Here is a 6,719-nt window from a genome sequence, read left to right on the forward strand (position 1 = left end):
GGCGTCCCGCTGACCGGAACCCGTTGAGGTCAACTCACCGAGCCAGTCGTAGTCCTCCTCTGGGGTCGCGGCAGCGAGCACTACCTCTGGTCCGGAGGTCCCGACGAGTTCGGGGCTGTCGATGGCGTCCTCCCGTTCGAGCAGACCCTCTGCATTATTCGCCATACACAGTTGGTGTCAGCGCAGCGACGATTCTTACCCAGTATCTCCAAATTCTTTTCACGCGGTATGAATCGGAGTTGCCTGACCACTCACGTGGTACGGCAGACAGCCTGCCGTCAACCAAGAAAGGTTTACGATCATGAACCGAATGAACAGTCACCCGCGGGTGGCCATCACGACTGTCGCACTCTCCGTCGTCGGACTGCTGGGCACATTCGGCCTGGCCGGATGCAGCACGATCGGCGACGGGGCAGTTGCGGAAGGCGCGCAGACTTCCGAGGTCAGCACGATGGACATGTCGCAGCACAAAGTCGAGACAACGTCCAAGCAGCTCTCGCTGTACACCGCCATGTCGAACCTGTGGGCCGAGCACATGGAGTGGACGTACGCAACCGTCGTCGCCTTCGCCCAGGAATCTCCCGCCTTGAACGCGTCGCTGGAACGGCTCCTGCAGAACCAGGTTGACATCGGGGATGCCATCAAGCCGCTCTACGGTGACGCAGCCGGCGACCAGCTCACCGTGCTCCTGAAGGAGCACATCACCGATGCCGTGCCGGTGCTGACCGCGGCCAAGGCCGGCGACAGCGCCGCGCTGGAGACGGCGGTCGCGGACTGGTACGCGAATGCGGTGGAGGTCGGCGATTTCCTTGCGGAAGCGAACCCGAACTGGGACAAGGCCGAGATGGAGGAAATGATGAAAATGCACATCACGCAGACCATTGCCTACGCTAGTGACGCGCTCGCCGGCGACTATGCGAAGGCCATTGCCGACTACGGTGTCGCCGAGCAGCACATGCAGGAAATGAGCGCCATGCTCAGCGCTGGACTGATCAAGCAGTTCCCGAACAAGTTCAAGTAGCGCTCTCGGGCCGTGCGCGGCATCGCCCTCGCACGGCCCCGGCATGGGCGCCACAGCATAGCTAGGCTGGAGCCATGCATGAAGCAGTGATTGTCGATGTCATCCGCACCCCGAGTGGCCGGGGCAAGCCAGGCGGCCAGCTTTCCGGCATCCACGCCGTGGACCTTCTCGCGGGAGTGCTCGAGACGCTCGTTCAACGCAGCAACCTCGACCCCGCCCTCGTGGACGACGTCATCGCCGGATGCGTGTCGCAAATCGGGGAGCAGGGCTACAACATCGGGCGGAATGCTTTGCTCGCCGCCGGATTCCCCGAGCACGTCCCAGGAACGACCGTCGACCGCCAATGCGGGTCCAGCCAGCAGGCTGCGATGTTCGCCGCGCAGGGCGTGATGACCGGACAGTACGACATCGCCATCGCGTGCGGGGTGGAGTCGATGAGTCGCATCCCGCTCGGGACATCGGTCGCCGGGATGGACCGCTACGGCTCGAAACTGCGTGCCCGCTACCCGGAGGGGCTCGTGAATCAGGGCGTCTCCGCGGAGCTCATTGCGCACAAGTGGGGGCTAGACCGCGAGACGCTCGACGAGTTTTCCGCACGCTCGCATCGGCTGGCCGTGGAAGCCCGCGAGGCCTTCGCAACAGAGATCGTGCCCACGGCCGGCCACACGATCGATGAAACGATTCGCGACACCACGACCGTCGAGGGGCTCGCCGGACTGAACCCGGCGTTCCGCACCGATGAACTGGCCGCGCGCTTCCCCGAACTCGACTGGCGCATCACGCCGGGCAACTCGAGCCCGTTCACGGATGGCGCATCCGCCGCCCTCATCATGAGTGCAGAGCGCGCCGAAAGTCTTGGGCTGAAGCCCCGCGCGCGGTTCCATGCATTTGCGGTTACCGGAAGCGACCCCATCTTCATGCTCACCGGGATCATCCCGGCAACGAAGAAGGTGCTCGAGCGTGCGGGACTCGGAATCGACGACCTCGACGCGTACGAAGTGAATGAGGCATTCGCCTCCGTCCCGCTCGCATGGCAGAAGGAGCTCGGAACCGACCCAGACAAACTGAACCCGCGCGGCGGAGCGATCGCACTGGGACACCCGCTCGGTGCATCCGGCACCCGGTTGCTCACGACCCTCGTGAACCAGCTTGAGGCGACGGGCGGACGGTGGGGACTTCAAACCATGTGCGAGGGCGGCGGCATGGCCAACGCCACCATCATCGAGCGACTCTAGTCGCGTCGCGGGGAAGGCAACGACATGCAGATTTCAGGATGCTCGGCGCTCGTCACGGGCGGTGCTTCAGGGCTCGGGCTGGCCACGGCGACGATGCTGGCCGAGGCGGGTGCGGACGTGGTCATCATCGATCTGCCGTCGTCGGGCGGCGCGGATGTTCCCGGTGTGACGTTCGTTCCCGCGGATGTCACCAATGAGGATCAGGTGCGCGCGGCGATCGCAATGGCCACGAAGCCGCTGCGGATCGTCGTGAACTGCGCGGGAATCGCGACGGCGGAGCGCGCGCTCGGCAAGGAAGGGCCGCAACCGCTTGATCACTTCGAGCGCGTCATCAGGGTGAACCTCATCGGCACGTTCAATGTGATCCGGCTCGCCTCCGAGGCGATGGCGGCAACCGAACCGGTTGGCGGTGAAGGTCAGGGCGAGTCCGAACGGGGCGTGATCGTGAACACCGCATCCGTGGCCGCGTTCGACGGCCAAATCGGCCAGGCCGCGTACTCGGCATCCAAGGGCGGGGTTGCCGCGATGACGCTGCCGCTCGCCCGCGAACTCGCCGCGCGCTTCATCCGCGTCATGACCATTGCGCCGGGAACGTTCGACACCCCGATGCTCGCGGCGCTGCCCCAGGCCGCGCGCGACTCGCTCGGCATGCAGGTACCGCATCCGTCGCGGCTCGGACGCCCGGAGGAGTACGCGGCGCTCGTCAGGCACATCGTGGAGAATTCGATGCTGAACGGCGAGGTCATCCGCCTCGACGGTGCCATCCGCATGCAGCCCAAATAGACCCCGGTGGCCCGCGAAACCGCAGTATCGGCTCCAACGGGGCGATTTTGGCGCGGAAATTGCGGTTTCGGCGGAGGTGTCTGGGGATGCTGATCGAGATTACTGACACTGCCGACCCGCGGCTCGCCGACTTCGCCCGAGGCACGGATGTGCTGCTCAAGAACGGTCGCGGCGCGCACGGCCTCTACATTGCCGAGTCTGCCCTCGTGCTGGAACGGGCAATGCGGGCTGGACACCGTGTGCGGGCGGTGCTCACCCTCAGGGACACCGTCGATGACGCTGCCGCTCTCGTCGGCCCCGAGGTGGCGGTGTTCACCGGATCGATGGAACTGTTGGCGAAACTCACCGGCTATGAGCTTCATCGCGGGCTCATCGCGTCGATGGAACGCCCTGCGCTCCCGAACCCGGCCGACCTGCTTGCCGCGGCGCGCCGCGTGGTCATCCTCGAGAACGTCGTCGACCCGACGAACGTCGGCGCGATCTTCCGCTCGGTCGCGGCAATCGGCGCGGATGCGGTGCTCGTCACGCCGGGCAGCTCGGATCCGTTCTACCGGCGGGCGATTCGCGTCTCGATGGGCACCGTGCTGCAAGTGCCGTGGACGCGCGTGGGGGAGTGGCCGGCGACCCGGAGGTTGCTCACAACGTCCGGATTTCACGTGGCGGCGCTGACTCCAGCGACGGATGCCGTGAGCCTTCGCGACTTTGCCGCCAACGCGCCGGAGCGGGTCGCGCTCGTCGTCGGCACCGAGGGTGATGGTCTGACGCCGGATGCCCTGGCCGCGGCCGACACGATCGTTCGGATCCCCATGCGCCACGGCATCGACTCGCTGAATGTTGCCGCGGCAGCCGCGGTGGCGATGTGGGCACTGTCCTGACCCGCGCGGTGCGCTTTCATTATTCAGGAGGTGGCGGTGCGGATGATGCTGAAATGCTTAGTCTGACGCCCAGGAGCAACCGATTGTCACTCCTGCCACACCACCTCCTGAATGATGAAAGGAACTAAACGAGGAGTTGGTGCTGGGCCAGCTCCTTGTAGAGAGGTGTTGTGGTGATGAGATCGGAGTGGGTTCCGACACCAACCACCTGCCCGTGGTCGAGCACGACGATCTGGTCCGAGTCGACGACCGTCGACAGCCGGTGCGCGATCACGATGAGCGTGCGGTTCTCGGCGACGGCGTCGATCGCTTTGCGCAGCAGTTGCTCGTTGAGCCCGTCGAGGCTCGAGGTGGATTCGTCGAGCAGCAGGATGGGCGGCGCCGCGAGCAGGGCCCGCGCGATCGCGAGCCGCTGGCGCTCGCCGCCGGAAAGCATAACACCGTCTTCGCCGACGGGCGCATCCAGCCCGAGCGGGTTGCGCTCCAGCACCTCGGTGAGATTCACGGCGTGAAGAACATCCACGCACTGCTCGTCCGTCGCGTCCGGCGTCGCGAGGGTGAGGTTCTGCCGAATGCTGCCGGCGAGCACGGGCGCGTCCTGTTCGACGTAGCCAATTTGCGACCGCAACCCCTCACGGTCGAGGCTCCGGATGTCCACCCCGCCGAGGCGGACGATACCGGAATCCGGGTCGTAGAAGCGTTCAATGAGGGCCAGGATCGTGCTCTTACCCGCGCCGGATGGCCCGACAAGTGCGGTGCGTTTGCCGCGGGCGGCACCGAAGGTGACGTCGTGCAAAGTCATGGGGGTGCCCCCTTCGAGACGATCGCCTTCGGCGATCTCCTCAGGGAGCGGGTCGGTTGACGTGACCGCTCCCTGAGGAGGTCGCGCAGCGGCCGTCTCGAAGCGAGCCGTCGTCGAGACCGCGACAGCGGTGTAGCCGAACGACACTCCGTCGAAACTGATGGCAGCATCCGATGCGATCGACGTCGCAGGCTCGACGGCCGCATCAGCCTCGCCCTCGGCGGGCAGGTCGATAATCTCCTGGATGCGCCCGAGCGCGCCGAGCGCGGCGTTCACGGAGGTGACGGCGCCAAACGCCTGCCCGAGCGGCAGGATCATGAGGAACAGGAACAGGATGAACGCGACGAGCGACGCGACGGTGATGGCCCCGCTCGCAACGCGGAATCCGCCGACGCCGAGCACGACGAGGAACGACACCTGCATGGCGATTCCGGCGACCGGTACGACGAGGGCTGAAATCTTCGCGACCTTGATTCCCATCTTCCAGGCGCCGAACGCGTCCTCTTCGACGGACGCAATTTCGCGATCGGTCGCGTTGGCGGCGCGCACGGTGCGGATGGCGCTGATCGCGCGCTCCACCGACGCGGCGAGGTCCCCGACGCGAGCCTGGGCTTTTTGGCTCGCGACCCGGATGCGCGCGGACAACAACGTCACGGTGACGACGGAAACCGCGATCACGAGCACCGTGAGTCCGAGCAGGACGGGGTCGATGATGAGCATCGCGATGAGCGCGCCAAGAAAGGTGAGCGAACCGCCGATCGCTTCCACGAGCCCCTGAGTGAGGACCGCTCGCAGAAGGGTCGTGTCGCTGCCGACGCGAGAGACGAGGTCGCCAGTGCGGCGCGTGTCGTATTCGCTGATCGGCAGGCGCAGCATCCGGCCGATAAGGCGCTTGCGGCTGGAGAGCACGACGCCCTCGCCTGTGCGCTGCAACAGGTAGTGCTGGTAGCCGGAAATCAGCCCGGTGGCGACGACGAGCCCGACCAGGATCCACACGAGGGCACCGAGTCCGGTGCCTTTCTCGACCACCGTGATGACCTGGCTGACCAGAAGTGGCTGCGCGAGCGAAGCCGCGGCGCCGAGGATGCTGAGCACGGTGACGAACGCGAGCACTTTCTTGTGCTCCATCAGGTACGGCATGAGCTGGCTGAACCGGGCGCGAGGCCCCTCGTCACCGTGTGATTTTGACCTGCGGATGCGTGTTGAAGAAGTTGACGTCACCACTCCATTCTCAGGGGTGCGATGGAGTGTGCGATGTCGTCGGCAGCAAGTAGTCTTTACTTTCGTGCCAGCACCAGACACTTCAGGGTCAACGAGCCCTTCGAGCGCCCCGTCAGCCCCGGTCATCAGCGCGACCAACCTGACCAAGAAGTATAAGGACTTCGCGGCCGTCGACGGGATCTCGTTCGAGATTGCGCCAGGTGAATCGTTCGGATTCCTCGGCCCGAATGGCGCAGGCAAATCGACGACCATGCGGATGATCGGGGCCGTGTCGACCCGCACGTCTGGCGACCTTTCCGTGATCGGGCTCGACCCGAACGAGTACGGGCCGGAGATCCGGTCGCAGCTCGGGGTGGTTCCGCAGGAAGACAACCTGGACTCCGAACTCAAGGTCAGGGACAACCTGATTGTGTACGGCCGCTACTTCGGCCTCCCGCACAGCTACCTAGGCCCGAAAGCTGACGAGCTGCTCGCGTTCGCTCAGCTTACGGAGAAGGCGAAGTCGCGCATCGACGACCTGTCCGGCGGGATGAAGCGCCGCCTTACGATCGCCCGCGCGCTCATCAACAACCCCCGCATCATGATGCTCGACGAGCCGACGACCGGGCTTGACCCGCAGGCTCGGCACATCCTGTGGGATCGCCTGTTCCGACTCAAGGAGCAGGGTACGACGCTTGTGCTCACGACCCACTACATGGATGAGGCGGAGCAACTGTGCGACCGCCTTGTCGTGATCGACAAGGGAATGATCATGGCCGAAGGGTCACCTTCCGCACTGATCA

General features: G+C 65.3%; 6 protein-coding genes. 5 read left to right on the forward strand and 1 reads right to left on the reverse strand.

Translation table 11 applies throughout. The features are described from left to right. The first annotated feature begins 310 nt into the window (after window positions 1–310). From KF691_16220 to KF691_16235, 4 genes are all read left to right on the forward strand, one after another. Window positions 311–1,021 (forward strand): hypothetical protein, encoded by a 711-nt coding sequence (locus tag KF691_16220; GenBank protein MBX3390997.1) that lies wholly within the window; start codon window positions 311–313, stop codon window positions 1,019–1,021. Window positions 1,022–1,095: 74 nt separating this feature from the next. Continuing rightward, window positions 1,096–2,256: a thiolase family protein gene (locus tag KF691_16225; GenBank protein MBX3390998.1), complete on the forward strand. Its 1,161-nt coding sequence runs from the start codon at window positions 1,096–1,098 to the stop codon at window positions 2,254–2,256. Between the two features lie 24 nt (window positions 2,257–2,280). After that, entirely contained in the window at window positions 2,281–3,039 is a 759-nt protein-coding gene (locus KF691_16230; GenBank protein MBX3390999.1) for a 3-hydroxyacyl-CoA dehydrogenase, read from the forward strand. A gap of 86 nt (window positions 3,040–3,125) precedes the next feature. Further along, window positions 3,126–3,914, forward strand: coding sequence for an RNA methyltransferase (locus KF691_16235; GenBank protein ID MBX3391000.1), 789 nt, complete (start codon window positions 3,126–3,128; stop codon window positions 3,912–3,914). Window positions 3,915–4,038: 124 nt separating this feature from the next. On the opposite strand, the gene KF691_16240 is transcribed toward KF691_16235, so the two are convergent. After that, complete coding sequence (locus tag KF691_16240) at window positions 4,039–5,856, reverse strand: ABC transporter ATP-binding protein (protein ID MBX3391001.1); 1,818 nt, start codon at window positions 5,854–5,856, stop codon at window positions 4,039–4,041. A gap of 145 nt (window positions 5,857–6,001) precedes the next feature. On the opposite strand from KF691_16240, the gene KF691_16245 reads away from it, so the two are divergent. Continuing rightward, window positions 6,002–6,719: ABC transporter ATP-binding protein (locus tag KF691_16245; GenBank protein ID MBX3391002.1), on the forward strand; the 718-nt coding region annotated here is incomplete at its 3' end.

It is taken from the genome of Phycisphaeraceae bacterium, from assembly GCA_019636555.1.
Classification (GTDB): domain Bacteria; phylum Planctomycetota; class Phycisphaerae; order Phycisphaerales; family UBA1924; genus JAFEBO01.

Coding starts and splice junctions, on each gene's coding strand:
- KF691_16235 (MBX3391000.1), top strand. CDS start 3,126: ATGCTGATCGAGATTACTGACACTGCCGACCCGCGGCTCGCCGACTTC.
- KF691_16225 (MBX3390998.1), top strand. CDS start 1,096: ATGCATGAAGCAGTGATTGTCGATGTCATCCGCACCCCGAGTGGCCGG.
- KF691_16230 (MBX3390999.1), top strand. CDS start 2,281: ATGCAGATTTCAGGATGCTCGGCGCTCGTCACGGGCGGTGCTTCAGGG.
- KF691_16240 (MBX3391001.1), bottom strand. CDS start 5,856: ATGCCGTACCTGATGGAGCACAAGAAAGTGCTCGCGTTCGTCACCGTG.
- KF691_16220 (MBX3390997.1), top strand. CDS start 311: ATGAACAGTCACCCGCGGGTGGCCATCACGACTGTCGCACTCTCCGTC.